This window comes from Flavobacteriales bacterium (assembly GCA_020635795.1).
Classification (GTDB): domain Bacteria; phylum Bacteroidota; class Bacteroidia; order Flavobacteriales_E; family Vicingaceae; genus Vicingus.
On sequence record JACJZD010000001.1, the window covers coordinates 1,435,106 to 1,460,541 of the forward strand.

Genomic DNA, 25,436 nt, shown 5'->3' on the forward strand with positions numbered 1-25,436 from the left:
CCGAACAACTTAAAACTTCATCAAATCTGATATAGAAATTTCTAATCCTCTTGCGATAACTTCAATGTTTACTAAAGAAGGATTTCGTTCTCCTCTTTCTATCATTCCAATGTAATTTTTATGTAAACCACACTTTCTGGCAAACTGCTCCTGAGTTAAGTTTTTTTCAACCCTTAACTTTTTTAATTGTTGTCCGAAATTTTCTAATATGGAATTGCTCATAAAATAAAAAGACACTTATTGTGTGTTTTAATAAAAATTCATTACTTTTGAGCAAAGGTATAAAAACAAATGCTATGAAAATAGATGCTCACGGAACCAAACAAATAAATGGAAAAATTAACCCTTTGGTAGAATTTTTAGAAAAAGCAGATGGAAAACAGCAATGGAAATACATGGGTTTAATAGTTGAAATAGACCCTACAGTAGATAATCATTTTCAAAACGTTTTAGTTAGATGGACAGATCTACAAGAAGGTTTTAATGACCGAATTATTGTTGAAGATTTAAACGAATTTAACTTTAACTTTACCCAAATAAACCATGATTAAACCCTATTTCAAATCTGACGACAAGAACTTTTATCTCTTAAAAGGAGATACAATGGAGTTGTTGCCGCAATTTGAGCACAAGTTTGATATGGTTTTTGCCGACCCTCCTTACTTTTTATCCAACAATGGCTTATCCATACAAAGTGGTAAAATCGTTTCTGTAAACAAAGGCAATTGGGATAAATCGAGAGGTTTTGAACAGGTAAATAATTTCAATAGAAAATGGCTTAGTTTGGTTCGTGAAAAAATGAAAGATGACGCTACCATCTGGATAAGCGGAACCATGCACAACATTTTTTCGGTAGGGCAAATCCTTACCGAATTAGGTTTTAAAATTTTAAATGTGGTTACTTGGGAGAAAAATAATCCACCACCCAATTTTTCGTGTCGTTTTTTCACACATTCTACCGAACAAATTATATGGGCTCGAAAACACGAAAAAGTGCCACATTATTTTAACTATGAATTAATGAAGCAATTGAACGGCGACAAACAAATGAAAGATGTTTGGAAATTACCCGCCATTGCCCCTTGGGAAAAATCGTGTGGTAAACACCCCACACAAAAGCCGTTGGCGGTGTTAACTCGTTTAATTTTAGCTTCCACCAAACCCAATGCTTGGATTTTAGACCCATTTACTGGAAGCAGCACCACAGGTATTGCTGCCAATTTAGCTAACCGTCGTTTTTTAGGAATTGACCAAGAGGAGGAATTTTTAAACATCAGCAAAAACAGAAAACTAGAAATAGAGAACTATCTAGTTTCTACTACTTATCGTAAAAAAATAAACGGATTTAACAACAAGAAAGAATTAGAGCTTTTCTTGTTAGCAGAGCCTAATGTTGAATATGGAACAGAATTAATTTTGAAATAACAATCATCCTTTTAAAATAGATAACCCCTACCCCTTCAACTGAATTTCTTTTAAGCTTTCCATACGGTTACGTGCCAAAAAGTCGTCGATGGTTTCAAAGTGTTCAATTACGCGTTGGTCTTTAAACTCAAATACTTTTTGAGCCAAGCCTTGTAAAAAATCTCTATCATGAGAAACCAAAATCAATGTCCCATCAAAAGCCAACAAGGCTTCTTTTAACACATCTTTCGATTTTAAATCCAAATGGTTGGTAGGCTCATCGAGTATCAACACGTTTACTGGTTCTAACAGTAGTTTAACCATTGCCAAACGGGTACGTTCACCACCCGAAAGCACACTCACTTTTTTATCAATATCGTCGCCACTAAACATAAAACGCCCCAATATGTTTTTAATTTGGGTACGGATATCGCCATCAGCCACTTCGTCAACTGTTTGAAAAACGGTTAAATCGCCATCTAACAAAGCCGCTTGGTTTTGAGCAAAATAACCCACTTTGGCATTGTGTCCCAATTCGCATTTTCCTTCAAAATCAATTTCGCCCATAATTGCTTTAATCATGGTTGATTTACCTTCGCCATTACGCCCAACAAAACAAACCTTCTGCCCTCTTTCTATGCTCATGTTGGCGTTTTTAAACACCACCTTATCGCCATAACTTTTACACAAATCGGTAGCCACCACAGGGTAATCGCCCGAACGGATAGACGGAGGAAAACGCAATTTTAATGCTGAAGTATCTATTTCGTCAATTTCTATAATTTGTAGTTTTTCCAACATTCGCTCACGAGAGTTAACTTGGTTGGTTTTGGAATAGGTTCCTTTAAACCGTTCAATAAATGCCATGTTTTCGGCAATCATTTTCTGTTGTTCGTTGTAGGCTTTTATTTGGTGTGAACGTCGGTCGGCACGCAATTGCAAATATTGGGTGTAATTGGCTTTGTAATCGTAAATTCTCCCCATGGTTACTTCTATGGTTCGGTTGGTTACGTTATCAATAAAGGCTTTATCGTGCGAAATAACAATAACCGCTTTGGCTTTGTTTATTAAAAAATCTTCCAACCAAATTACCGACTCAATATCTACGTGGTTGGTAGGCTCATCGAGTAAAATTAAGTCGGGTTTTTGTAACAGTATTTTGGCTAATTCAATACGCATACGCCATCCACCACTAAACTCGCTGGTTGGCCGTATAAAATCAGCACGTTTAAAACCCAATCCCATCAAGGCTTTTTCTACTTCAGCATCGTAATTGATTTCTTCTATGGCGTAAAACTTCTCACCCAGCTCCGTTACTTTTTCAATAATTTTCATGTACTCATCCGATTCGTAATCGGTACGTGTTTCCAACTGCTTGTTTAAAAAATCAATTTCATCACGCATAGCAAAAATATGGCAAAATGCTTTGGCTGTTTCTTCAAAAACGGTACAGTTATCGTCGGTTAACAAATGTTGTGGCAAATACGCAATAACAGCTTCTTTAGGACAACGAACATTACCACTTGTAGGCTTTTGTTCGCCAGCAATAATTTTCATCATGGTAGATTTACCTGCACCGTTTTTTCCCATTAGGGCAATTTTGTCGTTCTCGTTTATGGCAAACGAAACATTGGCAAACAAGGTTTCTCCATTAAATTCAACAGCTAAAGCATCTACAGAAATCATCGTATCGTGGGTTTAGAAAAGTGCGAAATTATTAAAAAAATCACTTCTTTCTGATATAAAGTTCCTTCTCTACTTCAGCGATAACTTCACCTTTTTTGTTTTTAATTAAAACATTAAAAACAGGCTCGTATTTATGCTGATTATCAGTTATTTGTTTTATTTCTTCAATTTGTTTTTTTGGCAAATGAAATTCAGCATAAACGGTTTCTTTACCAGGTTTTAAAAATTTTATGTTTGCCGATTTATCCCAAACAATATAACCCTTACCCAATAAATGCAACAACATGAGCATATAAAAAGGGTCGGTCATGGCATACAACGAACCTCCAAAATGACTACCCACATAGTTTTTGTTCCAAGGTCGTAACTTCATTTCAACCCTAATATAGCTGTAATCAGGAGTAATTTCTTTAATCCAAATCCCTGTACCAATAAAAGGTGGCCAAAGGTTTAATACAATTTTTAATAGGTGTCTGTTCATTGAACGGTTTAGAGATTAAATCCATTCTTTTGTTCCAAAAAAGATTGTAGAATAATGGTAGCACTAATCTCATCAACCAACGCTTTATTTTGACGAGCTTTTTTCTTTAAACCACTATCAATCATGGTTTGAAATGCCATTTTTGAAGTAAAACGTTCATCTACTCGCTCAATTTTAATGTGAGGAAACTTACGAGAAAGGTGTTTTACAAACGGTTCTATAAAACGAGCCGATTCGGCAGGATTGTTTTTTAAGTCTTTTGGATCTCCCACCACAATACATTCCACATTGTTCTTAGCCAAATAATCTTCCAAAAAAGCAATAACATCTTTAGAATGAACCGTAGTTAATCCACTTGCGATAATCTGCAAATCATCGGTAACAGCAATCCCTACTCTTTTCTGACCGTAATCTATGGCTAATACTTTTGGCATTTATTATTTTGTTTAAAAGTTTAAAGTTATATATATTTCTTTTAAACCACATAGACACATAGAATTGTTTTTATAACAACCAATCAATAGCAATTTACAGTAGAAAATCAATAGTTTATCCCGATATATCGGGATAACTATGTTTTAATTATGTTGCCTTTGGGTAAATTTTAAAACTATGTTTCTATGTGGTAAAATTGTTTTCGTTTTAGCTTTGATAAGGATTATTAATAGTGTAAAACAAGTCGTTGATTATAGAATCATTCGCGATGATATACCGAAGAAATTACTAAATTTGCAAAAAAATAATGATGGAAACAAAGTTACACAAAATTGAGGAAGCCATAGCCGATATTAAAGCCGGCAAAGTGGTTATAGTTGTTGATGATGAGGATAGAGAAAATGAGGGGGACTTTGTTGCTGCTGCTCGTTCGGTGACTCCCGAAATGATAAACTTTATGGCTACACACGGTAGAGGCTTAATTTGTGCTCCACTAGTTGAAAGCCGTTGCGAAGAATTGGGTTTAGATTTAATGGTACAATCGAACAATGCTGCTTACGAAACTCCGTTTACTGTTTCAGTTGATTTAATTGGACACGGTTGTACAACAGGTATTTCGGCAAGCGATAGAGCAAAAACCATCAAAGCTTTAATTGACCCAAAAACTAGAAAGGAAGAATTGGGTAAACCTGGTCATATTTTTCCATTAAAAGCGAAGTCAGGTGGAGTATTACGTAGAGCAGGACACACCGAAGCTTCTATTGATTTAGCTCGGTTGGCAGGTTTTGAACCAGCAGGAGTTATCGTTGAAATAATGAACGAAGACGGATCAATGGCACGCCTGCCCGACTTGTTGATTATTGCTAAAAAATTCGATTTAAAAATTGTTTCTATTAAAGATTTAATCGCTTACCGATTACAACAAGAAACCCTTATAACCAGAATAGTTCAAGTTGATTTACCAACTGATTTTGGAGATTTTGAAATGGTGGCATACAAACAAACTACCAACGACATGGACCATTTAGCCTTAGTTAAAGGTACTTGGAAAAAAGACGAGCCAGTTTTAGTTCGTGTACACTCTTCGTGTATGACAGGTGATATTTTTGGTTCTTGCCGTTGCGATTGCGGTCCTCAATTGCATCAATCCATGCAAATGATTGAAAAAGCTGGGAAAGGCGTAATTGTTTACATGAACCAAGAAGGAAGAGGTATAGGTTTAATCAACAAATTAAAAGCATATAAATTACAAGAACAAGGTAGAGATACGGTTGAAGCTAATTTGGAACTGGGTTTCCAACCCGACCAACGAGACTATGGTGTGGGTGCACAAATTTTAAGAGATTTAGGTGTATCGAAAATTAAATTAATGAGTAACAATCCTAAAAAACGTACTGGTTTAATCAGTTTTGGGTTAGAGATTGTTGAAAATGTATCTATTGAAATAAAATCAAACAAACACAATAAAAATTATTTGCAAACTAAGAAAGACAAACTAGGTCATTCTTTAAAAATGGATAAGTAAAAATGGGAAGAGCATTTGAATTTAGAAAAGCCCGTAAGTTTAAACGTTGGGGGCAAATGGCAAAAACCTTTACCAGAATTGGTAAAGACATTGTAATGGCTATTAAAGAAGGTGGTCCTGACCCAGAATCGAATTCGAGATTGCGTGCAGTAATGCAAAATGCCAAAGCTGCTAACATGCCCAAAGACAACGTTGAACGTGCTATTAAACGTGCAACCGATAAAGACACTAGTAACTACAAAGAAGTATTGTTTGAAGGTTACGCTCCTCACGGTATTGCTATATTAGTAGAAACTGCCACCGACAATAACAACAGAACAGTAGCTAACTTGCGTAGTTATTTTAACAAATGTGAAGGAACTCTAGGCACTTCTGGTTCAGTGGTATTTATGTTCGACCACACGTGTAACTTTAGAATTAAAAACGATGGAACAGATGTTGAAGAGTTAGAATTGGAATTGATTGATTTTGGAGCTGAAGAAGTTTTTGTGGATGAAGATGGTATCATCATTTATGCTCCGTTCGAAAGTTTTGGTTCTATCCAAAAGTATTTAGAGGAAAACAAAAAAGAAATTCTATCATCTGGGTTTGAACGTATTGCTCAAATCACCAAAAAACTTACTCCAGAGCAAGAAGCTGATGTAAACAAATTATTGGAAAAAATTGAAGAAGATGATGATGTACAAAACGTATATCATACCATGGAAGCTACTTTAGAGGATTAATCTACTCCATTGTAATTCCGCCTAAAATGGAGAAATCTACTAAATCACTAAGAAGATTTTTCGACTACTCTTCGTTTCGCTCAAAATGACAAAAAAGTGATTAAAAAATCTCTTCTATCACATACTTTTTACCATTTAAAGAGAAGGAGTCCTTCTCTTTTTTTGTTAGCATTATTTTACCAATCGGAGAAACAGGTGAAATACAAAAACACTCCGTACCATCCAATTCAACCCTACCTAAGCTTACCGATAAATAAAAATTACCAAAATTGGTTTTTACTAAACTACCAAAAGCAATTGGTTTAGTTTTTTGATTAGGATTGATTTGATGTATGGTTTGAATTAATTTTAGCGCTTCATTCAATTGAGTACTTAACTTTTCTGTTTCAAGTTGAGCCATTGCTCGTCCAGTTTCATGCTTATCACCTGCTGTACTTTTGGTTTCATTATTTGCGGCATCTTGTGCTTCTTGTAAAGCCAATTTTATAGCAGAAACATTACTTTCAGCCATAGCTAAACATTTTTGATGCACCTTTAATTTATCCATTATTTTTAAATCTTATCCGTAATTTCGCACACTTAACATGAAACAGAACTTATTTTTATTTCTTGCAGTATTACTTTGTTTAAATGGTTTTACACAAACTGGCAAACAACAAGTTTTGTCGGGCAAAGTTATGGATAATAAAGGCGAACTGTTGCCTTATGTGGCTATTGGAATTTTTAACAGTAAAGATTCTAGCTATGTTAACGGTGCTGCATCCGATATGGACGGAAACTTCAGCCTTAAACTAGCCAATGGAAAATACTATGCAAAAGTTTCTTTTTTAAGTTTTGAAACCAAAACCATATCAAACATCATTATTAATAATGCTGATGTTAGTTTACCAGCTATAAAACTTGCTCCTTCTTCATTAAAATTAGATGAGTTTGAGTTTGTTGACGAGAAAAAACTCATGGAAATTGACCTCGACAAAAAAGTATTTAATGTGGATAAAGACATTACCTCACAAGGAAGTAATGCAGCAGAAGTGCTTAATAATGTTCCTTCTGTTTCGGTTGATGTGGAGGGAAATGTAAACTTACGAGGAAGTGGAAATGTTCGGGTTTTAATTAATGGCAAACCTTCGGGTTTAACTGGAACGAGTACTGCCGATGCATTGCGTCAGCTACAAGGAAGTCAAATAGAAAAAGTGGAAGTAATTACCAATCCATCAGCACGATACGATGCCGAAGGTGAAGTAGGAATCATCAATATTGTATTAAAAAAAGACAAACGTCAAGGCATTAACGGTACCGTTAATATGGATTTAGGCTATCCAAACAATTATGGAGCAGGTTTTGGGTTGTCGTACAAAAAAAATGCGTTAACAATCTTTTCTGGTTATAATGCAAGCTATCGCGAGTCGCCTGGTTTTAGTAATTCGTACCAAACTTTTACATACAGCGACACCAGTTTTAGTTATTCAAACAATGCAATAAGAGGTCGAGAAAACATCAACCATGGTTTTAATTTAGGTACCGAAATTTATTTGAATGAATTTAATTCGATTACCCTTTCTGGAAATGGAAATGTTGGGACTGCATACAATATTGTTGATGTTGAATACACCGATTACGACAATCAAAAAAATCCTGTGCAAGTAGTTACTAGAAATGAGGATGAAGATAAAATATTATCATCCTATGATTTGGCATTTAACTATAGGAAAACATTTACAAAACCCGATCAACTGCTAACTTTCGATGCACAATACTCTACAAACAGAGATGATGAAGAATCGATAATTGTACAAAACAATAGTGTTAATAGTACTGATAATACCTACACCAGCGTATATAATTACGAAGGCTCTAAAAACATTTTGTTACAGTCTGATTACATTCATCCACTACCCAATAAAGCCAAGTTTGAAATGGGTTTTAGAGGCAACTATAAAACTGTTGACGATGATTATCAAGTAAGTTTAATGAATAAAAGTACCAATCAATTTGAGGTTGACCTAGGTTTAAAAAACCTATTACTATACACTGAAAACATTTCGGCAGGTTACGCCATGTTTGGACAAAAGCTTAACAAGTTTTCTTACCAGCTGGGTTTAAGAACTGAATTTTCGGATGTTACTACCGAATTTGTTGCCACTAACGAAGTAAATCGTCGCACCTATTTAAACTTTTTTTCAAGCTCACACATTTCATACATTATCAAAAATGAGAACTCGGTACAATTAAGTTATAGCCGCAGATTAAAACGACCACAACATTGGTGGTTGTTGCCTTTTTACAGCATTAGTGACTCAAGAAATAATTTTTACGGAAATCCAAATCTTAACCCAGAATATACCGACGCTTTTGAATTGGGCTACCTCAACTATTTCAAAAAAGGTTCTTTACTTTCGAGTGTTTATTACCGATATAGTACTGGAGTTACTGAGCGTATTTTGGTATCGGATATTACTGGAACAACCAAAAGAATACCTGCAAACATTGGTTTTAGAAATGCTTATGGTGTAGAGTTTTCAGGTTCTTACCAAATAAAAAAATGGTGGGACATTAGGGGCGATTTTAACTTTTTTAGAGAAATAACGGATGGAAATTATCAAGGGAAAGTATATTTCAGTGACACCTACACATGGAATTCAAAACTAAACTCAAAATGGACGATAAAGAAGAAATTAGGCTTTCAATCGTCGTTTGATTACAATGCACCACAAAAAACTACACAAGGCGAGCAACTAGCTCGTTATGCGTTAAATTTAGGTGCATCTGTTGATATCCTAAAAGGAAATGGAACATTGAGTTTTAATGCCAGCGATGTATTTAACACACGAAAAAGAAGAAGTATTGATTATGGAACCAATTTCTACTCAGAAGGAGAGTTCCAATGGCGTTCACGATTTTTTAGATTAAGCTTTACTTATCGTATCAATCAAACCAAGAAACAAGCCGACAAAAATCGAAAAAACAATGAGTTTGATGATGGTGGTGGGATGTAATTAAGCCAATTGAGAAATTGCCTTGGTAACGTTCTCTTCTACCCTTTTCAATACGTCGCTCACATCAGATTTTACAAATTTATCTCCTGTAATGTTTTCGTAAAGTTCAATGTACCTGTTTGAGATTTCTTCTACAAATTCATCAGTCATTTCTGGAACAGTTTGCCCGTCTTTACCCTGAAAATTGTTGGCAATTAACCATTCACGAACAAACTCTTTCGATAACTGTTTTTGTTTTTCTCCTTTAGCTTGTCGTTCTTCATACCCTTCTTTGTAAAAGTATCGAGAAGAATCTGGTGTATGAATTTCGTCAATCAAATAAATGGTATTTCCAATTTTTCCGAATTCGTATTTGGTATCTACCAAAATCAATCCCATTTTAGCAGCTATTTCAGTACCTCGTTGAAAAATTTTACGGGTATAATCTTCCAATTTTACATAATCAGCTTCACTTACTATTCCTTTTTTAATAATGTCTTCGCGAGAAATATCTTCATCGTGCCCAACACTTGCTTTTGTGCTTGGTGTAATAATTGGTTCTGGAAATTTGTCGTTTTCTTTCATTCCCTCTGGCATGGTTACTCCACACAACACTCTTCTACCCGCACTATATTCCCTCCATGCATGTCCCGACAAATAGCCTCTTATAACCATTTCTACTTTAAACGTCTCACATTTTCTTCCAATGGTTACACATGGGTCAGGCACATCAATTACCCAGTTTGGCAAAATATCCTCGGTAGCTTTTAAAAACTTAGCTGCAATTTGATTCAACACTTGTCCTTTAAAAGGAATAGCTTTAGGTAGTACTACGTCAAAAGCAGAAATTCGGTCTGAAACTACCATTACCATTAACTCATCGTTAATGTTATATACGTCTCTTACTTTTCCTTTATACAAACTTTTTTGTCCTGGAAAATTGAATTTGGTCTCTTTTATCGCTTTTGATTGCATACCTAATTGTTTTATGATGCAAAAGTAAAAAAGGGATTCTGTAATACTCTATACCCAACTAAAAAGTAATTATTATTTTTCAACAACATCAATGATTTGTTTACCTACCTTTGTTTCCAATAAACACACTATATTTTGGACAATTTTAAAGACTTAGGCATAAAACCCGATTATATTAAAGGATTAAACGAACTAGGAATTACTAAACCTACTCAAATTCAGCAAGAAGCTATTCCTTTGTTATTAACTACAACTACCGATTTGGTTGCTCAAGCTCAAACTGGCACCGGTAAAACTGCTGCTTATGGCTTACCTTTGTTGCACAATATTGACCCAAAACAAAAGGTTGTACAAGGGTTAATTCTTTGTCCTACACGTGAATTGGGGCAACAAGTTGCCAAACAACTTTTTAAGTTTACCAAATACACCGACAAAATATTTGCTGAAGCCGTTTATGGCGGACAACCCATCGATATTCAAATAGGTGCTTTAAAACGACCTACACACATTATTGTAGCTACTCCAGGCAGACTAATTGATTTAATTAATAGAAAAGCGGTGGACATTAGAAATGTAAAAACCATTATTTTGGATGAAGCCGATGAAATGTTGAGCATGGGTTTTAAAAAAGAGTTAGACGAAATTTTAGGAACCATAAAAAATGCTGAACAAAAATGGTTGTTTTCTGCTACCATGCCTCATGGCATAAAACAAATTATTAATGAACACATGGCTGAAGATGCTCACAGAATTGAGGTAAGCAGCAAAAATGTAGTCAACAAGAGTATTGAACACCAATATGTAATTTGTGATGAAGCGGAGAAACTACAAATGTTGCTTCAGTTTTTAAAATCGCAAGGAAAAAACAGAGGTATCGTGTTTTGCAAAACCAAAGCTGCGGTGCAAAAATTAGTTAAACAATTACAAGCAAAAAATGTTGCTGCCGATGCCATTCACGGTGATTTATTGCAAAAAGAGCGTGATAAAGCCATGAGAGCTTTTAAAAACGAAACCGTTCAATTATTAGTAGCTACCGATATTGCTGCTCGTGGTATTGATGTAGAAGGGTTGGCTTATGTGGTGCATTATCAGTTACCTGACCAAGAAGAGTATTATACACACCGAAGTGGAAGAACTGCTAGAGCTGGAAAACAAGGTGTCTCGTTAAGTATTGTAACAACTTTTGAAATGAAACAAATTCGGTTTTTTGAAAAGAATTTGAATATTAGCTTTAATCAGGTTAGATGATTTGTTTTTTAATAGCTAACCGTCCTACTCCGTTTATCAATATAACGTTGTAATCCATAACCTTGTTGCGCTAAACTTTTCATGATTTCTATGCGGTCTAAGCCTTCAGATTCAACAGTAAAATTTGTAGGATTAGTCTCATTTTTCATCCAAACTTTAATATAATCCGATCCTAATTCGTAACCAATTATTTTAGAGCCTTTTTTTAGATTTGAATACTTTTCCATATACTTAATATGTTTAATCAAATCTAGATAATTCTTATAAAAAATAAATCAGCAGATTTACCTAATTTTTAACATTGTATTGTTAAGCATTAATACTTACAAAAAACACAAGAAAAATAAGAAGTAAGATGAACTAACTCCTATTTAAATGGATTCTAAAGCAGCTTCTAGAATGGCTTTTACTTCTTTTGCAAAAGGCTCAACAGTTTTGTTTTTTACTACTTCAAATGCAGCAATAGGGTCAACAATAGAAACATCAACTGTACCGTTTTTGTTTTCAATTATGGTAACATTACAAGGCAACATAATACCTATTTTTTCTTCTTGCTGTAACGCTTGATAAGCAAAATTCGGATTACATGCTCCCAATATTTTATACTGCTGAATGTCTTTATCCAACTTTGTTTTTAACGTGGCTTTTAAATCAATTTCGGTTAAAATACCAAAACCTTTTTCTTTTAATGCCTCTCTAATTTTTTGTTCAGCTTCGGCAAAACTATAAGTGGTGGTTTTGTTTAAATAATACATGTTTAATGACTACTGGTTAGTTTACCTTTAAAATCTAAAAATACATTGCTTTTATTAACTCCCTTGTACAATACTCTATAATATAAACTATCGTTATTGTAAAATCCGTTAAGCACTCCTTGATTAAAAATGCCTGTACCTGTAACAAAAGTGGAAAAATAATTATTGGTTATTGTAACTGGAATTACATTGTCAGTTTGTCCCTTAAGAGCTGTGGCATTAAAACTAGTTGAAAGTGAATAATTTGGACTTGTTCCAAATACTGTAGAAATTACATTAGTAGCGGTATAATTGGTTACAGGAGCCCACAACGAATCACTTTTGTCAACCAACATGGTACCAGTAAAAATAAACGTTGTATGAGGTGCTGGAGTGGTAACAGTATTGTCTGAAGCAGATGAAACGGGTATTGACTTATCTTCTTTTGAGCAAGAATAACCTAACAATAACATCAACCCAAGTGGTAATAAAAGAAAATTTCTCATAATTCAAATTTTAAGCTAAAGGTAAGCATTTATTTAAATCACCAACTCCCTCCTGCACCACCACCACCAAAACTACCGCCACCGAAACCACCAAAGCCTCCACCGCCAAAACTACCACCACCTGAGTTAAAATTACCCCAAGAACCGCCATGACTTCTACCTGAGTTGTTCATCAGCATAAAAGCAGTCCAGAATGGAATATTATGACCTATTGAATAATCTCTTGCTTTTTTGGCAGTAGTAAAAAATATGAGTAGCATGATTACAATGATAAAAGCAAAAGGAATAATAAATTTACTCCAATCTGTTTTAGCATATTGGTCGGCAGTAAATTCTCCTGAGGTTAAACTCATCAACACATTTACTGCCTCATGAATTCCATAATAATACTCTTTCGATTTAAAATATGGTATCATTTCATTCTCTTCAATTCGTTTGGCTATTGCATCAGGCACAACTCCTTCTAAACCATAACCTGGAGCAATAAAGGCATCTCCTCTTCCATCAATTTCTTTGGGTTTAACCATGATAACAATACCATTGTTTTTTCCTTGCTGACCCACGCCCCATTTTTCGCCCAAGGTATAAGTAAAACTGGCTTTATCATAACCACACAAATCGGTAACTGTAACCACCAAAATTTGAGTGGAAGTGGTATCGTTAAATGCTTGTAATTTCTGACGCAAAAATGATTCTTCTTCATCACTAATAATATTAGCATAATCTTGTACCAAATCTTGTGTTGGTTTTTGGTCTAGCAAACAATCTTGAGCATTCGATTGCTTATAAGTTAAAAGGGTAAGAAGTATAAATAGATATTTTTTCATTGCTTTGTTTTTTTTGACATTCCTAACAACATAAAGAACCTCATTATTTTTTATAAAGATTTCTGCTTTCGCAGGAATGACGAATTACTATTGTTTACCAAACGAAATATCGTCAGCTAATTCGTTTTTATCGTTGCTTTGGTAAGGAAAATGCTTTTTTAATTGTTCTCCAGCTAATTTTATTCCTTCCGATAGGCCTTCGGTAAATTTTCCTTGCTTAAAGTTTGAAATCATCAAATCTCTCACTCCATCCCAAAAGCCAACAGGCACTTTTTGATTGATACCAGCATCTCCCAAAATAGCAAACTGTCTATCTTCAGTAGCTAAATAAATTAAAACGCCATTACGTAAAGCCGTTTTTTGCATGTCCAATGCATCAAACATGTAAGCAGCTCTATCTAACACGTCTTCTTTACATTTTTTGTCGATGTGTACACGAATTTCGCCTGAAGTGTTTTTCTCTGCCTCACGAATAGCTGCAACAATTTGTTGTTTTTGCTCTGCTGTAAATAAATCTTTTGCCATAAATGTATTTTTTCGTCATTGCGGATGTAATGAAACGAAATAAAGCAATCCTACCAAGGGTAAGATTGCTTCGTTCCTCGCAATGACGTATTATTAAAATTGTACTTCTGGTGCTTTTTCAGAACCTGCAGCAGCTTCGAAATAATCTTTTTTCTCGAAACCAAACATTCCTGCCCAAATGTTTTTTGGGAACTTTCTAATGAATGTGTTGTAATCTTTAGCACTTTCATTAAACTTCTGACGCTCAACTGTAATTCTGTTTTCAGTACCTTCTAATTGCGATTGCAGTTCCAAAAAGTTTTGGTTTGCTTTTAAATCAGGATAACGCTCTACTACAACCATTAATTTAGATAATGCAGAACTTAACCCATCTTGAGCAGCAGCAAACTGTTTAATTGACTCTGCATTTAATTTAGAAGGGTCAATAGTTGTTGAAGTAGCTTTAGCTCTTGCATTTACAACGCCTTCTAAAGTTTCTCTTTCGTGAGCAGCATAACCTTTAACCGTGTTAACCAAGTTTGGAATAAGGTCGGCTCTACGTTGGTAAACGTTTTCTACTTGTGACCACTGACCTGTTACTGCTTCGTCTTTTGTTACCATACTGTTGTATGAACCCATTACTGAGAACACCATAAGAAGGATTAGCAAGCCCACTACTCCTAATATTATCCATGTTTTTTTCATTTTCTTTTTTTGTTTTTAAGTTTAATTTTTAATAAAGTTATACTTTTAAATTGTCACACACCAACCTTGTCTAAAGTTTTAAACTTTAGACAAGGTGATGTAGAAATTAATTTAAATAAGTTCAATACTTCGTTTGATAAAATTAGTTAATTCTTCGCCTTTTAGCATATTTTGTGATAACAATGCTAAATCGGCAGTTTGTTTGGCAATTTCTTTTTGTTTAGCACCATCTTTTTCTTTTAGCATTTTTGAAATAACCGGATGATTTACATTAACCACCAAATTGTACATTTCAGGAAAATTACCCATTCCCATCATTCCGCCTCCGCCCATTTTGCTCATTTCTTTCATTCTTCGCATAAATTCTGGCTGAACAATTGTCATGGGCTGGTCGGTTTCATTCATGCTCTCAAACTGAATGGTAAATTTTTCTTTCGAAATCACTTCCTCTAAAACAGGTTTTAACACATCTTTATCTGCATCAGTTAATTTAGAAGGAATTTCTTCGTTTTTGTTGATGATTTTATCAATCGTATCCGCATCAATTCGAGTAAAGGTTGTTTTTTCGATGGTTTGCTCTAACTTTCCTACCAAGTGTGGACTCAAAGGTGAATCTAAAATAATTACTTCATAGCCTTTATCTTTTGCCGACTGAATGTAGGTGTATTGAGTATCCAAATCACTTGCGTAAAGCACAACAAGTTTGTCATCTTTATCGGTTTGTAACGGTTTAATTTTTTCAATTAACTCATCTTGAGTGTAATATTTTCCATCGGTATTTTTATATAAAGCAAACTTTTGAGCTCTTTCAAAAAACTTTTCGTCCGATAACATCCCATATTCAATAAAGATTTTAATATCGTCCCATTTCTTTTCAAAATCTGCACGGTCTTTCTTAAACAATTCCTCTAATTTATCAGCTACTTTTTTTGTGATGTGGTTAGAGATTTTCTTCACATTACCATCGCTTTGTAAATAAGAACGAGAAACGTTTAACGGAATATCAGGCGAATCAATCACCCCATGTAAAAGCGTTAAGAAATCTGGTACAATCCCTTCAACCGAATCGGTAATAAAAACTTGGCGAGAGTACAATTGGATTTTGTCCTTTTGTACTTCCATGTTTGGTTTTATTTTAGGGAAGTATAAAATACCTGTTAAATTAAACGGGTAATCTACATTTAAATGAATGTGGAATAAGGATTCTTCGAAGTTAAACGGATACAACTCTCTGTAAAAACCAGCGTAATCTTCGTCGGTTAATGTAGAAGGCGTTTTTGTCCATGCTGGAGAAGGATTGTTGATGATATTGTCTACCTGTATAGCCTCTTTTTCTACGTTGCCATCTTTATCTTTTTTGCCTTTTTTGTTATCTATATACTCGGTTTTAGTACCGAATTTAATGGATACAGGCATAAATTTACAATACTTCTCAAGTAACGTTTTGATTCTACTTTCTTCTAAAAACTCCGTTGAATCTTCGGCAATGTGTAGAATAATATCAGTACCTCTATCTTCTTTTTTCCCTTCTTTTAACGAATACTCTGGGCTTCCATCACATTCCCAATGCGCAGCAGGTTCGTCTTTATAATTTTTCGATAAAATCTCCACTCGCTCTGCCACCATAAACGATGAATAAAACCCTAAACCAAACTTACCAATGATGTTGCCTGTTTCGGTTTTATCTTTAAACTTGTTTACAAATTCTTCTGCTCCAGAAAAAGCAATTTGGTTGATATACTTTTTAATTTCTTCCTCGCTCATACCAATACCTCTATCTCTAACGGTAAGGGTTTTTGCTTTTTTATCTAAAATAATTTCGATGGTATCGTTACCCACATCACCTTTAAACTCACCCATTGAGGCTAAAGCATGAAGTTTTTTAGTTGCATCGGTTGCATTAGCAATAAGTTCTCTCAGGAAAATCTCATGGTCAGAGTATAAAAATTTCTTAATGATTGGGAAAATGTTCTCGGTTTGTACTTTAATTTTTCCTTTTGCCATTTTTTAATCTATTTTAAAGGTTAATATTTTTTAATTCGTGTTTTCTGAATAGTCAAAGCACATACCATTTAGCATAAAATGACATTTTGACTGAAAATAGTAAAATAAATAAGTTTTATCTGACAAATGTGATACTTAATCGAATTCAGTATATATACGCTTTTAACTTTCAGTTTGATTAGCTATATTCGTTGTATTAATTGATTTTCATTATCTAAAAAGTGCGATTATTTGTTTTATTTTCTTTGTTATTATTTTTTTTGTGCAAAACTGCTCAAGGACAATTATCGGCATTATACATTGCCGACAGGGTAGAAATTGTATGGAGTTATGAAAATTGTAATGCAGTAGATTATTATATAATTGAAAAATCAAAAAATGGCACTGCTTTTCGAGAGTTTTTAAGGGTGAAAAATGTTAAAAATTATCATTCTACTTTTTTAGAAACCGACAATACTCCTTACAACAATACTTCTTTTTATCGAATTAGGTATGTTTACAACAATGGCAATTATTTTTATAGTGAAACAGTTGCTGTTAAAAAATTTGATTTTAAAAAAGATTTAAGTAAAAAACTGAAAGGGTTTAATAGTTTAAATCTGTTGGTGGTTATTAAAGATAAGTCGAACAACGAGTTTTATGTAAAATTAAATATTCAAGAAAACAACAACGAATTAGTTTGCGAAACGCTTAACGAAAAAATAAAAAGTGGAATTTACACCATTATTGCTTCCGAAAATGACGAGCTAGTTGGTTATTCACTAAATGTACTCAACAGAAACCCTAGTGGTTTAACCGTTGATACTCTGAACACAAAATCCCGGTAGCAACAGCCACATTTAATGATTCTGCTTGACCAAACTTTGGAATCATTATTTTATCCGTTACAAAAGGTAATAATGTTGGATTAATTCCAAAGGATTCGCTTCCCATTAACAGAATTGCATTTTTACTAGCTACACCCTTTTTGTAAACATTATCTCCTTCCAACAACGCACCATAAACAGGTAATTCTTTATTTTCAGTAAAAAATTGATTTAAACCTGTATAAACAATATTGATTCTAAATATAGAACCCATCGTTGCCTGAATTACTTTTGGATTGAACACATCAACACATTCGTTAGAACAAACTATTTGGCTTACTCCAAACCAATCTACAATACGAATAATGGTTCCTAAATTACCAGGATCTTTGATGTTGTCTAAAGCAAGTGTTAAGCCTTTTAAATGCAGTTTTTCGGTTGTAATTTTTTGTCTAGCTACTGCTAAATAATTGCTTGGAGTTGCTAACGACGATATGGATTTCATTTCATCAACATTCAACTCAATTGCCGATGAGTAATTGATTGGAGCTCCTTTTACGACAAACAACAACTCAATTTCAAATTCAGATGAAATTAACTCATTAACCATTTTCTCGCCTTCAACAACAAAGGTTTGATGTTGATTACGATACTTTTTTTGCTTTAATGAATTAATGTACTTTCGTTGATTGATGCTAAGCATTAATTCGATAATACTTTAAATTCTGTTCTTCTGTTCTTTTGGTGACAAGGACAATCGTCATTTCTAGTTTCACCACATTCAGTATACTTAGAGCAATCGTCAACTGGTTTAGTTTCGCCAGCACCCAAAGCTTTAAAACGGTCTTTTTTAATGCCTTTATTGGTTAAATATGTTACTACCGAATTAGCTCTTTTTTGAGATAAGTTTTGATTGTAAACATCGCTACCTCTTGTATCGGTATGACTAGAAATTTCAACTTTTACTGTTGGGTTTTCATTTAAAATAACTACTAACCTATCTAACTCTTGAGTAGATTCTGCTCTTAAAGTTGCTTTATCCCAATCGTAATAAATGTTGTTTAACACAAATGCTCTACCTGGCTCCAAACCTTTAACATCTTTTGGTTTTCCAACATTCGCAGTAAATAAAGTGTCAATGGTTTTAGGCTCACCACTCAATGTTCTGTTTAACACCTCTTGCAAGCCTACATTGTTTTTAACAATTAGGTTTGAATCGCTATAAATTCTAAAGTCTTTATACAACTCTACATATTCTTTTATTTCTTCTAAATTGATAGAATCTCTAACAATTTCTCCTGAAGCCAATTCCACTTCAATTTCGTACCTACCTGGTGTTAGTGCCATCACATACTTACCTGTCTCATCGTTCGATTTAAAAGTACCTTCCAATTCGGCATCATCGCCTTTAAACAAGTTCATGAAAGAACCAATTGGTGCATCGTTAAAATAAACGTTACCCAACAAAAGTGCTAATACAGGCTTTCCTACTTTACCAGTAATGATTCTAAAAATATCCTGTTCGCCAATGCTTTTTTCTCCACCACCTGAATAATATCCTGTTTTACCATCTGCAGCTAAAACAAAATACCTATCGTCGTTGATGGTGTTAATTGGGTAACCAATATTTTCAGGAGTTTCAAACGAACCATATTCGTCCATTTTGGTGTAAAAAATATCGTACCCACCAATACTTGTTAAACCTTCAGAACTAAAATACAAGGTTTTGTTATCAGGATGAATAAACGGTGCATCTTCATTAAAAGTGGTATTGATTTTCATTCCTAAATTTTGAACATTTCCCCAAGTATCGTCACTTTGTAATTCTGCTTTGTATAAATCTCTACCACCATAACCTCCTGCTCTATCACTAGCAAAATACAACACTTTACCATTAGCAGACAAACTTACACTACCTTCCCAGCTTTCTTTTTTGTTTACATCACCTTTTAAAGGCGTTGGTTTCGACCAATTTTTACCTTGTAATTTACTTACATAAATATCGCCATTATTGTTGTTTTCACTTTTGTAAATAAACAAAGTTTGACCATCAACAGACAAAGCTATTGCCGCATCATGTCCTTCACTGTTAATATTATCTCCTATACTTTCAGGCTCTGTCCATTCGCCATTTTTGTTGTAAGAAATAAATACATCTTCGGTATAACTTTCAGAATTCATTGATACAGGTAACTTATCTGCACCTTTACTTCTAATCCCTCTGTAGGTGTAAATCATAACAGATTCATCAGCCGAAATAACCGGAACATACTCAGAATACTGAGAATTGATAGGTGCTTGAATATTTTCAACCACGTTTTCTTTAATCGTATCTCTTAAAATTTCAATGGCATTTTTACAGTTCTGAATCATTTTTTGAGCTGTTGCTTGTTCTTCTTCTTCACCTGACTCGCTTCTACTCAAAAACATGTTGAACAATTCCAATGCTTTATCAAATTGATAGTTAACAGCATAAGCTTTGGCTAAATAAAAGTTAACCAAATTGTATTCAGGGTTGGTTATTTTTACTTGTTCTATAATTTCTATCGATTTCGATTTCTCGTTCGGGCTGTATCCATAACATATTCCCATCATTAACTTATAATATACGTCCGATGGTTTGTATTCGTACAATTGTTGGAATTTATCCAACGCATCCAAATACTTTTTATCTTCAAAATCGAGTTCTGCTCTACTTAAAAGTTCTTTGGCAGTTTTATTGGTAAGAGGTTGATTATCTTGAGAAAAAGAGTTTAATGTAAGTAATACAAACAATATGGTTAATATTCTAAAATATTTTTTCATCTTCGTTCAGTTAATAATAGTTATTTTGCATTTTCATTAATGCAAACATAATCAATTCTATACAATATTAAAATTGATTTTACACAACTGTAAAATATCATCAAAAAAATTTAATTCACTCCTGTTTTTGGGGTTAACATTAATTTTTATAGGATGTAATCCAACAAAAACACTAAAAGAACACGAGGAAATCTTGTTAACCAATAAGATTAAAGTTGATAATAGTAAAATAGATAAAGATGAAATCTATAGCATTATTAAACAAAAACCCAACAAAAAAATATTAGGCGTGTTTCGTTTTCATTTAGGTGTTTACAATTTATTTAGCAATAAAAAAGAAAGCAAGTTTAGAGACAATGTGGGTGAGGCTCCAGTTATTTACGATTCGCTTTTAACCGAAAGGAGTATAAAACAATTGGAATTGTACCTTGACAACAAAGGTTTTTTTCAAAATCAGGTTACGGTAGAAAAAACCGTTAAAAAGCAAAAAGTTACCCAATCGTACATTATTAAAGCAGGCGAACCTTACCTAATTAACAAGATTAGCTACAAATTTAACGACCCTAGCTTGGGTGGATATGTTTTATCCAAGAAAGATTATTCACTGATAAAAAAAGGAAGAAATTTTGATGTAGATGTTTTAGATAAAGAACGTGAACGAATTAAAAATACCCTAAAAAATTATGGTTATTATTATTTTACCAATAATTCCATTAAGTATTTGGTAGATACTACTATGGGAAATCAAAAAGTAGATATTTTAATCGAATTGTTAGAAGACAAAGTTGAAATACCCGACAGTGATTCCTCTTTTTATGCTCCTCATAAAAAATACACCATTAACAACATTAATATGTATATAGGCAATAAATCTACTATTGAACGAACACCAATATTAGATACAATTGAATTTAAAGGGGCTACCATTTTATATAAAGACAAATTGAAATTTAAGCCAAAAATGTTAACACATACGCTAAATTTCAAACCAAAAGAAGAATATTCGTTAAGAGACCAAAACAATACCTACAAACAATTAACTGGTTTAAAATTATTTAAAAACGTTTCTATTATTTACGAAGAAATAGACTCTAATCAGCTAAACGCAAACATTTACCTTGCTCCTTTAGTTTTTAACTCTTACACTCTTGAAGGCGTTGGAACAAATACAGGTGGCGACTTAGGTGTTGAGGGTAACATCATTTACCAAAATAAAAATTTATTTAGAGGGGGAGAATTGTTTAACGTAAAGTTAAAAGGAGGATTACAAATTCAGCGAGTTGTTGGTGTATCAAATAGTGCCAACGAAATTTTCGGAACACCTTTTAACACCTTAGAGTTTGGTCCTGAGGCATCGTTAGAATTTCCTCGATTTTTGTTGCCTGTTAATTTAGAAAACTTTTCGAAACGCTCTAATCCTAAAACCATTATCAACACTGCATTAAATTTTCAGCAGCGACCAGAATATGCTCGTAATTTAATACAAGGAGCTTTCAGTTATTCGTGGAGCGAAACGCAATTTAAAAACCATTACATCACACCATTCAATATTTCGTTTGTTAAACTGGACTTAACAGATGATTTTAAAAATACCATTATTGCTGAAAACAACCCTTTTTTATTAAACTCTTATACCGATCATTTTATTAGCGCTATACAGTACAGTTTTATGTTTAACAACCAAGAGTTGAACAGAATAAAAAACTACGAGTACTTTAAATTTAACGTGGAAACATCGGGAAATATGCTTTCCACTTATAATCGAGTAGCCAACAACCCGAAAGACCCTATTACCAATAGTTACAAATTTGCTGGAATTAGGTATGCCGAATATGTTAAATCGGAAATTGATGTACGATTTTACCAAAACAATCACGGTTCTAATTTGGTAGAACGTTTTAACCTTGGTATTGGAGTACCTTACGGAAATTTAGATGTTTTACCCTTCGAAAAAAGTTTCTTTGGTGGTGGTTCAAATGGTATTAGAGCATGGCCCGCTCGACGATTAGGTCCAGGTTCATTATCAGATTCGTTGCAAAATGCAGCCAATCAAATTGGAGAATTAAAAATAGAGGCCAACATTGAGTATCGTTTTGATATTACCAAATTGTTTAAAGGTGCTTTTTTTGTTGATGCTGGTAACATTTGGATTTTAAAAGAAGATGCGAAACGGCCAAATGCTGAAATTAACTACAAACGATTTTATGATGATTTAGCCATTGGTGTTGGTTTTGGTTTACGTTTAGATTTCAGCTTCTTCATTTTCCGTTTTGATATTGCATCCCCGCTAAAAGACCCATCGAAGGATGATCCTAAAAAATATCAAATAGAAATTAAAAAAACCACCTTAAATCTTGGTATTGGATATCCATTCTAATTCCTTTTTGGGTTTTTTCACATTTTCAAATTTTCAGAATCATTTTACCCTTTTTTATAGTAAATTTGCTATCCAAAAATTATAATTTTTATGGTTAAAACGATTAAAGCAGGTGTAATTACCGGTGACCAAGTTCAAGAAGTTTTTAAATTAGCTAAAGCGAAAAAATTTGCTTTACCTGCTGTAAATGTTACAGGTTCAAGTACTGTTAATACCGTAATGGAAACGGCTAAAGAAATGAATGGTCCAGTTATCATTCAGTTTTCTAACGGTGGTTGTATTTTTAACGCAGGTAAAGGCTTGAGTAATGAAAACGAACAAGCTGCCATTGCTGGTGGTGTTGCTGGTGCAAAACACGTTCACGAATTAGCCAAACTTTACAACGTAGCGGTTATTTTACATACCGACCATTGTGCAAAAAAATTATTGCCTTGGATTGATGGTTTATTAGATGCTGGAGAAAAGTTTTATAAAGAAAATGGTGTGCCATTGTACAGCTCTCACATGATAGATTTGTCGGAAGAACCATTACACGAAAACATAGAAATTTGTAAAAAATACCTTGAGCGAATGAGCAAAATAGGCATGACTTTAGAAATTGAATTAGGAATAACAGGTGGAGAAGAAGATGGTGTGGACAATTCGGATGTGGACAACAACAAATTATACACTCAACCAGAAGAAGTAGCTTATGCTTACGAAGAATTATTAAAGGTGAGTGATAAATTTACCATTGCTGCTGCTTTTGGTAATGTGCATGGAGTTTATAAGCCAGGAAACGTACACTTAACTCCAAAAATTTTAAAAAACTCACAAGATTACATCCAAAAGAAATACAACACTGGTCACAACCCTGTTGATTTTGTATTCCACGGTGGTTCAGGCTCTTCGGTTGAAGAAATTAGAGAAGCTATTGGTTATGGTGTTATAAAAATGAATATCGATACCGATTTACAGTACGCTTTTACTGAAGGTGTTAGAGATTACATGAAAGACAAATCGGCTTACTTACAATCTCAAATTGGTAACCCAGAGGGTGACGACAAACCAAATAAAAAATATTACGACCCACGTGTGTGGATGAGAGAAGGTGAAAAAACGTTTAAAGCACGTTTGAAAAAAGCTTTTGAAGATTTAAACAATGTTAATACTTTGTGAAAAAGTGCCTAAAGTATAAAATACTTAAAGTTTTAAGTTAAAATAATACATGGAGAATAAAGAGTTTGCAAAAGAATTAGAATTAAGAACAAAAACATTTGCCATTCGTATTATAAAATTATCAAGTTTGCTACCAAATACAACTGAAAGTAACGTTATAAGAAATCAAATCACAAAATCAGGAACAAGTATTGGTGCAAATTATAGAGAAGCAAATAGATCGAGAAGTAAGGCTGATTTTAAAAATAAAATAAAAATAAGCGAAAGTGAAGCCAGTGAAACAGTTTATTGGATTGAAATAATTAACAGTTTAGGTTGGATTGAGAAAGCAAATGGAGAAATTTTAATGAAAGAAGCAGGTGAATTACTTGCAATTTTTACCTCTATTAGTAAAAAATTAAAAGAATAACTATTTTAACTCAAGGCAATTTAAACTTTAGCTCACTTTAGACACTAAATTAGAAAATATGGGATGGTTTAAAAGAAAGATTAAAGGAGTGATTACTCCAACAACAGAGAAGAAAGAAACCCCAGAAGGTTTATGGTATAAATGCCCAAAATGTAGCCACGTAGTTTCTACCGAAGACCATAGTGCATCGCTACATGTTTGTACAGGTTGTGGACACCACGAAAAAATTGGCTCAAAAGAGTATTTTGCTATTCTTTTTGACGATAACAAATTCAAAGAATTGGATGCCAACTTGGTTTCGGGCGACCCTTTAAATTTTGAAGACACCAAAAAATACAAAGACCGTTTGATTGCTACGCAAAAAAAATCGCAATTAAAAGACGCTTGTAGAACAGCTGCAGGTAAAATAAACAACCAAAACTTGGTTGTGGCTTGTATGGATTTCGATTTTATTGGTGGTTCTATGGGTTCGGTAGTAGGAGAAAAAATAGCTCGTGCTATTGATTATTCTATAAAACACAACACACCGTTTTTAATGATTTCGAAATCGGGTGGAGCAAGAATGATGGAAGCCGCATTTTCGTTAATGCAAATGGCTAAAACTTCGGCTAAACTTTCGTTGTTGGCAAAAGCTAAAATACCTTACATATCGTTGTTAACCGACCCAACAACTGGTGGAGTTACCGCATCGTATGCCATGTTGGGCGATTTAAACATTGCTGAGCCCAATGCCTTAATTGGTTTTGCTGGACCACGCGTGGTAAAAGAAACCATTGGTAAAGATTTACCAGAAGGTTTCCAAACTTCGGAGTTTGTGTTAGAACACGGTTTCTTGGATTTAATTGTTGAACGTAAAGAGTTGAAAGAAAAACTCTCTCAAATTATTAGCATGTTTAATAATTGATAATAAAACATAAAAAAATGAAAGCCAAACAAACTGTTTGGCTTTTTTATTTTTTGTACATTTAGTGTGTACAAATAATTACAATTATTTACAAATGGACTAACACATACCCTGATGTTGTATGCCATTGAAAAAAAAAGAAAAGCCACCTCACAAAAGAATTTGTCCCAATATTCGTTGATTTTCGGGACAAATAAATTACAAAAAATAATGCGATTGTCCCATTTATTTACTAGTTTTGGG

The 25,436-nt window shown here is 33.7% G+C and carries 26 protein-coding genes; 11 read left to right on the forward strand and 15 right to left on the reverse strand.

Annotated features, from left to right (window positions below; translation table 11 throughout):
- Positions 1-9: 9 nt before the first annotated feature.
- On the reverse strand, positions 10-222 hold the full coding sequence (locus H6589_06330; protein MCB9174207.1) for a helix-turn-helix transcriptional regulator: 213 nt from the start codon (positions 220-222) through the stop codon (positions 10-12).
- Between the two features lie 74 nt (positions 223-296).
- On the opposite strand from H6589_06330, the gene H6589_06335 reads away from it, so the two are divergent.
- Both H6589_06335 and H6589_06340 read left to right on the forward strand, forming a co-directional pair.
- A complete protein-coding gene (locus tag H6589_06335) occupies positions 297-551 on the forward strand; it encodes a hypothetical protein (protein MCB9174208.1) in 255 nt (84 codons plus the stop codon).
- Positions 544-1,425: a site-specific DNA-methyltransferase gene (locus tag H6589_06340; GenBank protein MCB9174209.1), complete on the forward strand. Its 882-nt coding sequence runs from the start codon at positions 544-546 to the stop codon at positions 1,423-1,425. The genes H6589_06335 and H6589_06340 overlap by 8 nt, the downstream gene beginning before the upstream one ends.
- 27 nt (positions 1,426-1,452) lie before the next feature.
- Here H6589_06340 and H6589_06345 read toward each other — a convergent pair whose 3' ends face one another.
- Genes H6589_06345 through ruvX form a run of 3 tightly spaced genes read right to left on the reverse strand, consistent with a single transcriptional unit; the run spans position 1,453 to position 4,005 of the window.
- Positions 1,453-3,090 carry an ABC-F family ATP-binding cassette domain-containing protein gene (locus H6589_06345; protein MCB9174210.1) on the reverse strand — a complete coding sequence of 546 codons (1,638 nt, stop codon included), beginning with the start codon at positions 3,088-3,090 and terminating at the stop codon, positions 1,453-1,455.
- 40 nt (positions 3,091-3,130) lie between these two features.
- Complete coding sequence (locus H6589_06350; GenBank protein ID MCB9174211.1) at positions 3,131-3,571, reverse strand: DUF4442 domain-containing protein; 441 nt, start codon at positions 3,569-3,571, stop codon at positions 3,131-3,133.
- Positions 3,572-3,579: 8 nt separating this feature from the next.
- Positions 3,580-4,005: a Holliday junction resolvase RuvX gene (gene ruvX, locus H6589_06355; protein ID MCB9174212.1), complete on the reverse strand. Its 426-nt coding sequence runs from the start codon at positions 4,003-4,005 to the stop codon at positions 3,580-3,582.
- Between the two features lie 311 nt (positions 4,006-4,316).
- On the opposite strand from ruvX, the gene H6589_06360 reads away from it, so the two are divergent.
- Together H6589_06360 and H6589_06365 are read left to right on the forward strand one after the other, a co-directional pair.
- Entirely contained in the window at positions 4,317-5,531 is a 1,215-nt protein-coding gene (locus H6589_06360; GenBank protein ID MCB9174213.1) for a bifunctional 3,4-dihydroxy-2-butanone-4-phosphate synthase/GTP cyclohydrolase II, read from the forward strand.
- A gap of 2 nt (positions 5,532-5,533) precedes the next feature.
- Positions 5,534-6,256 (forward strand): YebC/PmpR family DNA-binding transcriptional regulator, encoded by a 723-nt coding sequence (locus H6589_06365; protein MCB9174214.1) that lies wholly within the window; start codon positions 5,534-5,536, stop codon positions 6,254-6,256.
- 100 nt (positions 6,257-6,356) lie between these two features.
- Here the strand turns inward: H6589_06365 and H6589_06370 are convergent, their stop codons facing one another.
- Entirely contained in the window at positions 6,357-6,803 is a 447-nt protein-coding gene (locus tag H6589_06370) for a 3-oxoacyl-ACP synthase (GenBank protein ID MCB9174215.1), read from the reverse strand.
- A gap of 37 nt (positions 6,804-6,840) precedes the next feature.
- On the opposite strand from H6589_06370, the gene H6589_06375 reads away from it, so the two are divergent.
- On the forward strand, positions 6,841-9,252 hold the full coding sequence (locus tag H6589_06375) for a TonB-dependent receptor (protein MCB9174216.1): 2,412 nt from the start codon (positions 6,841-6,843) through the stop codon (positions 9,250-9,252).
- On the opposite strand, the gene H6589_06380 is transcribed toward H6589_06375, so the two are convergent.
- Positions 9,253-10,206 carry a phosphoribosylaminoimidazolesuccinocarboxamide synthase gene (locus tag H6589_06380; GenBank protein ID MCB9174217.1) on the reverse strand — a complete coding sequence of 318 codons (954 nt, stop codon included), beginning with the start codon at positions 10,204-10,206 and terminating at the stop codon, positions 9,253-9,255.
- A gap of 135 nt (positions 10,207-10,341) precedes the next feature.
- Here H6589_06380 and H6589_06385 point away from each other — a divergent pair, with 135 nt between their 5' ends.
- Positions 10,342-11,454, forward strand: coding sequence for a DEAD/DEAH box helicase (locus tag H6589_06385; protein MCB9174218.1), 1,113 nt, complete (start codon positions 10,342-10,344; stop codon positions 11,452-11,454).
- An 8-nt stretch (positions 11,455-11,462) separates the two neighbouring features.
- Here the strand turns inward: H6589_06385 and H6589_06390 are convergent, their stop codons facing one another.
- From H6589_06390 to htpG, 7 genes are all read right to left on the reverse strand, one after another.
- The gene (locus H6589_06390; GenBank protein MCB9174219.1) at positions 11,463-11,681 is read right to left on the reverse strand and encodes a hypothetical protein; all 219 of its coding nucleotides are present in this window, start codon (positions 11,679-11,681) and stop codon (positions 11,463-11,465) included.
- A 144-nt stretch (positions 11,682-11,825) separates the two neighbouring features.
- Positions 11,826-12,209 carry a DUF302 domain-containing protein gene (locus H6589_06395; protein MCB9174220.1) on the reverse strand — a complete coding sequence of 128 codons (384 nt, stop codon included), beginning with the start codon at positions 12,207-12,209 and terminating at the stop codon, positions 11,826-11,828.
- Positions 12,210-12,211: 2 nt separating this feature from the next.
- Entirely contained in the window at positions 12,212-12,694 is a 483-nt protein-coding gene (locus H6589_06400) for a hypothetical protein (GenBank protein ID MCB9174221.1), read from the reverse strand.
- A gap of 38 nt (positions 12,695-12,732) precedes the next feature.
- Positions 12,733-13,521, reverse strand: a complete 789-nt coding sequence (locus H6589_06405) for a TPM domain-containing protein (protein MCB9174222.1) — start codon at positions 13,519-13,521, stop codon at positions 12,733-12,735.
- A gap of 87 nt (positions 13,522-13,608) precedes the next feature.
- Complete coding sequence (locus H6589_06410; GenBank protein ID MCB9174223.1) at positions 13,609-14,046, reverse strand: TPM domain-containing protein; 438 nt, start codon at positions 14,044-14,046, stop codon at positions 13,609-13,611.
- Between the two features lie 93 nt (positions 14,047-14,139).
- Complete coding sequence (locus tag H6589_06415) at positions 14,140-14,730, reverse strand: LemA family protein (protein MCB9174224.1); 591 nt, start codon at positions 14,728-14,730, stop codon at positions 14,140-14,142.
- Positions 14,731-14,841: 111 nt separating this feature from the next.
- A complete protein-coding gene (gene htpG, locus H6589_06420; GenBank protein ID MCB9174225.1) occupies positions 14,842-16,734 on the reverse strand; it encodes a molecular chaperone HtpG in 1,893 nt (630 codons plus the stop codon).
- Between the two features lie 221 nt (positions 16,735-16,955).
- On the opposite strand from htpG, the gene H6589_06425 reads away from it, so the two are divergent.
- Positions 16,956-17,561 (forward strand): hypothetical protein, encoded by a 606-nt coding sequence (locus H6589_06425; protein MCB9174226.1) that lies wholly within the window; start codon positions 16,956-16,958, stop codon positions 17,559-17,561.
- On the opposite strand, the gene H6589_06430 is transcribed toward H6589_06425, so the two are convergent.
- Both H6589_06430 and H6589_06435 read right to left on the reverse strand, forming a co-directional pair.
- Positions 17,518-18,243, reverse strand: a complete 726-nt coding sequence (locus H6589_06430) for an RNA methyltransferase (protein ID MCB9174227.1) — start codon at positions 18,241-18,243, stop codon at positions 17,518-17,520. The genes H6589_06425 and H6589_06430 overlap by 44 nt on opposite strands.
- The gene (locus H6589_06435) at positions 18,243-20,345 is read right to left on the reverse strand and encodes an OmpA family protein (protein ID MCB9174228.1); all 2,103 of its coding nucleotides are present in this window, start codon (positions 20,343-20,345) and stop codon (positions 18,243-18,245) included. The genes H6589_06430 and H6589_06435 overlap by 1 nt, the downstream gene beginning before the upstream one ends.
- A gap of 127 nt (positions 20,346-20,472) precedes the next feature.
- On the opposite strand from H6589_06435, the gene H6589_06440 reads away from it, so the two are divergent.
- The 4 genes from H6589_06440 to H6589_06455 all read left to right on the forward strand — a co-directional run bounded on the left by H6589_06440 (position 20,473) and on the right by H6589_06455 (position 25,193).
- Positions 20,473-22,722: a BamA/TamA family outer membrane protein gene (locus H6589_06440; GenBank protein MCB9174229.1), complete on the forward strand. Its 2,250-nt coding sequence runs from the start codon at positions 20,473-20,475 to the stop codon at positions 22,720-22,722.
- Between the two features lie 90 nt (positions 22,723-22,812).
- A complete protein-coding gene (gene fbaA, locus H6589_06445) occupies positions 22,813-23,880 on the forward strand; it encodes a class II fructose-bisphosphate aldolase (protein ID MCB9174230.1) in 1,068 nt (355 codons plus the stop codon).
- Between the two features lie 49 nt (positions 23,881-23,929).
- The gene (locus tag H6589_06450; protein ID MCB9174231.1) at positions 23,930-24,289 is read left to right on the forward strand and encodes a four helix bundle protein; all 360 of its coding nucleotides are present in this window, start codon (positions 23,930-23,932) and stop codon (positions 24,287-24,289) included.
- Between the two features lie 58 nt (positions 24,290-24,347).
- Positions 24,348-25,193, forward strand: coding sequence for an acetyl-CoA carboxylase carboxyltransferase subunit beta (locus tag H6589_06455; protein MCB9174232.1), 846 nt, complete (start codon positions 24,348-24,350; stop codon positions 25,191-25,193).
- Positions 25,194-25,436 lie beyond the last annotated feature (243 nt).

What these genes read in the sequence shown, in the direction of transcription:
- H6589_06400 (MCB9174221.1), bottom strand. Translation starts at nt 12,694, where the DNA reads ATGAGAAATTTTCTTTTATTACCACTTGGGTTGATGTTATTGTTAGGT.
- H6589_06390 (MCB9174219.1), bottom strand. Translation starts at nt 11,681, where the DNA reads ATGGAAAAGTATTCAAATCTAAAAAAAGGCTCTAAAATAATTGGTTAC.
- H6589_06360 (MCB9174213.1), top strand. Translation starts at nt 4,317, where the DNA reads ATGGAAACAAAGTTACACAAAATTGAGGAAGCCATAGCCGATATTAAA.
- H6589_06455 (MCB9174232.1), top strand. Translation starts at nt 24,348, where the DNA reads ATGGGATGGTTTAAAAGAAAGATTAAAGGAGTGATTACTCCAACAACA.
- H6589_06430 (MCB9174227.1), bottom strand. Translation starts at nt 18,243, where the DNA reads ATGCTTAGCATCAATCAACGAAAGTACATTAATTCATTAAAGCAAAAA.
- htpG (MCB9174225.1), bottom strand. Translation starts at nt 16,734, where the DNA reads ATGGCAAAAGGAAAAATTAAAGTACAAACCGAGAACATTTTCCCAATC.
- H6589_06415 (MCB9174224.1), bottom strand. Translation starts at nt 14,730, where the DNA reads ATGAAAAAAACATGGATAATATTAGGAGTAGTGGGCTTGCTAATCCTT.
- ruvX (MCB9174212.1), bottom strand. Translation starts at nt 4,005, where the DNA reads ATGCCAAAAGTATTAGCCATAGATTACGGTCAGAAAAGAGTAGGGATT.
- H6589_06365 (MCB9174214.1), top strand. Translation starts at nt 5,534, where the DNA reads ATGGGAAGAGCATTTGAATTTAGAAAAGCCCGTAAGTTTAAACGTTGG.
- H6589_06380 (MCB9174217.1), bottom strand. Translation starts at nt 10,206, where the DNA reads ATGCAATCAAAAGCGATAAAAGAGACCAAATTCAATTTTCCAGGACAA.
- H6589_06335 (MCB9174208.1), top strand. Translation starts at nt 297, where the DNA reads ATGAAAATAGATGCTCACGGAACCAAACAAATAAATGGAAAAATTAAC.
- H6589_06410 (MCB9174223.1), bottom strand. Translation starts at nt 14,046, where the DNA reads ATGGCAAAAGATTTATTTACAGCAGAGCAAAAACAACAAATTGTTGCA.
- H6589_06405 (MCB9174222.1), bottom strand. Translation starts at nt 13,521, where the DNA reads ATGAAAAAATATCTATTTATACTTCTTACCCTTTTAACTTATAAGCAA.
- H6589_06340 (MCB9174209.1), top strand. Translation starts at nt 544, where the DNA reads ATGATTAAACCCTATTTCAAATCTGACGACAAGAACTTTTATCTCTTA.
- H6589_06330 (MCB9174207.1), bottom strand. Translation starts at nt 222, where the DNA reads ATGAGCAATTCCATATTAGAAAATTTCGGACAACAATTAAAAAAGTTA.
- H6589_06450 (MCB9174231.1), top strand. Translation starts at nt 23,930, where the DNA reads ATGGAGAATAAAGAGTTTGCAAAAGAATTAGAATTAAGAACAAAAACA.
- H6589_06435 (MCB9174228.1), bottom strand. Translation starts at nt 20,345, where the DNA reads ATGAAAAAATATTTTAGAATATTAACCATATTGTTTGTATTACTTACA.
- H6589_06370 (MCB9174215.1), bottom strand. Translation starts at nt 6,803, where the DNA reads ATGGATAAATTAAAGGTGCATCAAAAATGTTTAGCTATGGCTGAAAGT.
- fbaA (MCB9174230.1), top strand. Translation starts at nt 22,813, where the DNA reads ATGGTTAAAACGATTAAAGCAGGTGTAATTACCGGTGACCAAGTTCAA.
- H6589_06375 (MCB9174216.1), top strand. Translation starts at nt 6,841, where the DNA reads ATGAAACAGAACTTATTTTTATTTCTTGCAGTATTACTTTGTTTAAAT.
- H6589_06345 (MCB9174210.1), bottom strand. Translation starts at nt 3,090, where the DNA reads ATGATTTCTGTAGATGCTTTAGCTGTTGAATTTAATGGAGAAACCTTG.
- H6589_06395 (MCB9174220.1), bottom strand. Translation starts at nt 12,209, where the DNA reads ATGTATTATTTAAACAAAACCACCACTTATAGTTTTGCCGAAGCTGAA.
- H6589_06350 (MCB9174211.1), bottom strand. Translation starts at nt 3,571, where the DNA reads ATGAACAGACACCTATTAAAAATTGTATTAAACCTTTGGCCACCTTTT.